The sequence below is a fragment of the Kineococcus vitellinus genome, assembly GCF_009906315.1.
Taxonomy (GTDB): domain Bacteria; phylum Actinomycetota; class Actinomycetes; order Actinomycetales; family Kineococcaceae; genus Kineococcus; species Kineococcus vitellinus.
This window is the reverse complement of the sequence record NZ_JAAALL010000423.1, coordinates 1-2,757: the sequence shown is the minus strand read 5'-3', so window position 1 is coordinate 2,757 and position 2,757 is coordinate 1. Positions and strand designations below refer to the sequence as shown.

Genomic DNA, 2,757 nt, shown 5'->3' with positions numbered 1-2,757 from the left:
GGCGGCGGGCACGCACGCAGGGTAGGTGCGGGGCGGTGCCCTCGAGAAACTACTATGTGTCGCAGGTGGTGGACGCACAGCGATCCACCGCTGGTCACGAGCCCGGCCGCGACTGCTCCGGGTGGGCGGCGTCATCCTCAATCTCCTGATCGAGCGTGACCAGTCGGTGTCGGAGTGTCAGGATGTGCCCGACATCCAGGGGGAGGTGCCGATGAGCGGAGGCGTTCGCGAGCGTCGTCCGCTCGCCAGCGTGCTGTACGACGGAGCGGTGACCGCCGCTGCGCTCGTCACCGTCGTCGTGGCCGCCGCGCAGTTCACCGGGCAGGCCGACGCCTCCGCCTGGCGGGAGCTGCTGCTCAGCGTCGTCATCGGCTTCCCGCTGATGCAGCTGCTGACCCGCTTCCCCTTCCAGCTGAACACCCGGCACGCCGGCATCGAGGTCCAGTTCGACATCGGCGTCCTCGTCTTCCTGCTGTGCTTCGCGCGCCCGGCGGTGGCCGCCCTCGCCTGGTGCGTGTGCGTCGTGCCGACCAACCTGCTGCAGCGCAAGAGCTGGGTCAGCCGCGTCTACAACGCCAGCATCGGCGTGCTCTTCCTGCCGGTCGCGCTGGCCGTCCTCACCGCCCTCGGCGCCCCCGGGACCAGCGAGAAGGGCTGGCGGATCATCGCGATGCGCCCGAGCGTGCTCGAGGTCCTGGCCGTCGGCGCCGCGGTCGTCGCCGTCTTCGCCGTCGACGTGCTCGTCTCCGCCGTCTCCGTCGCCGTGCAGGAGCGCACCTCGGTGCGCGCCGAGCTGCTGCACCCCGGCGCCTGGATGGCGGTCGGCACGAGCGCCGCCGTCGGCGGCCTGGGCTACCTCGGCGGCCTCGTCGAGGCGAAGCTGCCGGAGTGGACGGCGCTGCTGCTCGTCGTCCCCATGGTCGTCACCATGCTCGCCACCCGGGCCATGCGCACCACCCGCGACGTCGCCCGCCGCAGCGAGGCCCTCTTCGAGGCCGCGACCGCCCTGCACACCCAGGGCCGGCGCGCCGACCTGGCGCGCGCCCTGCAGAAGCACGCCCGGATGGTCGTGGGCACCCCCGCGGCGATGGTCCGCTCGGTCGGCCCCGGCGAGGACGAGATCGGCGTGCCCGTCGTCGCCGGCGACGGCGTCGTGCTGCACATCACCGCGCCCCGCCGCCGCCAGCCCGCCCAGCGCGCCGCCGACGAGAAGGCCCTGGAGGCGCTCGCCAGCGTCGGCGAGGCCGCCTTCTTCCGCGTCAGCGCCAGCGAGGAGATGCACGGCCTGGCCCGCCGCGACGTCGTCACCGGCCTGCCCAACCGCCTGCAGTTCTCCGAGCGGCTGGCCGCCGAGCTCGAGCGCGCCCGCGAGGCCGGGCGCCTGGACCGCCTCGTCGTCCTCTACCTCGACCTCGACGGCTTCAAGGGCGTCAACGACCGCTTCGGCCACGAGGCCGGCGACGAGCTGCTGCGGCTGGTGGGCTCCCGCCTGCGCGACACCCTGCGCGGCGGCAGCACCGTCGCCCGCCTGGGCGGTGACGAGTTCGCCGTCCTGCTGCCCGAGTGCCTGGACGTGGAGGGGCTGTGCCGGCGGGTGCTCGTCGCGCTGCGCGTGGAGGTGCGCATGCGCGGCCACGTCCTGCGCGTGCAGGGCAGCATCGGCCTCTCGCGCGCCCGCCCCGGCGACGACGTGGGCACCCTGCTGCGCAACGCCGACACCGCCATGTACCGGGCCAAGGCCACCGGCAAGAACCGCTGGGTGGAGTTCCGCCCCGAGCTGCTGGAGGAGGAGATCGCCCGCCTGCAGGTCATCGAGGACCTCCAGCAGGCGCCCGCCGAGGCGTTCGTCGTGCACTACCAGCCCATCGTCGACCTGCAGTCCGGCGCAGCGGCCGCGCCGGTCGTGGGCCTGGAGGCGCTGGTGCGCTGGCGCCGCGACCGCGGCGGCGAGGTCGAGCCGCTGGTCGGGCCGGAGGAGTTCATCGGCCTGGCCGAGCGCTCCGGCACCGTCATCGGCATCGGCGACTCCGTGATGCGCCAGGTGGCCCGCGACGCGGCCGTCGTCCAGCAGCACGCCGGCCGCCGCCTGGACCTCATGGTCAACGTCTCGCCCGTGCAGCTGCGCCACCCGGACTTCATCGAGCGGGTCGCCGCCGCGGTGCGCCAGACCGCGGCCAGCGGCTGCCGGCTGCACCTGGAGATGACCGAGAGCGTCATGATCGACGACGGCACCGCCGACCGGCTGCGCGACCTCGCCGAGACCGGCGCCCAGCTGACCATCGACGACTTCGGCACCGGGTTCTCCTCCCTGGGCTACCTGCGCCACCGGCCGTTCTCCTCCTTCAAGATCGACCGCAGCTTCGTGCGCGACATCGCCACCGAGCCCACGGCCCGCGCGCTCGTGGAGGGCATGGTGAAGATGGGCCAGGCGCTCGAGCTGACCGTCGTCGCCGAGGGCGTCGAGCACGAGGAGCAGGCCGAGATCCTGCGCGCCATGGGCTGCCAGCTCGCCCAGGGCCACCTCTACTGCCGCCCGCGGGCCCTGGAGGACATCGCCGACGTCCTCGCCGGTCCCGTCGCGCGACCGCTGAGCGCCTGAGGGGACCCGCGGTGCGGGCGGCCGGCCTCCTCGCCCGCTCCGCCCTGGCCGCCGCCCCCGCCGCCGCCGGCTGGCTGGCCTGGCGGCTGCACCGCGAGCAGGAGCGGCTGCACGCCTGGCGCGCCGCCGCCGAGGACGCCGGCCGGCGGCGGCGGGGG

At 74.8% G+C, this 2,757-nt stretch carries 1 protein-coding gene; it reads left to right on the top strand.

The genetic code is table 11. The features are described from left to right. The first annotated feature begins 268 nt into the window (after positions 1 to 268). Positions 269 to 2,599, top strand: coding sequence for an EAL domain-containing protein (locus tag GTQ99_RS27295; protein ID WP_166617799.1), 2,331 nt, complete (start codon positions 269 to 271; stop codon positions 2,597 to 2,599). Positions 2,600 to 2,757 lie beyond the last annotated feature (158 nt).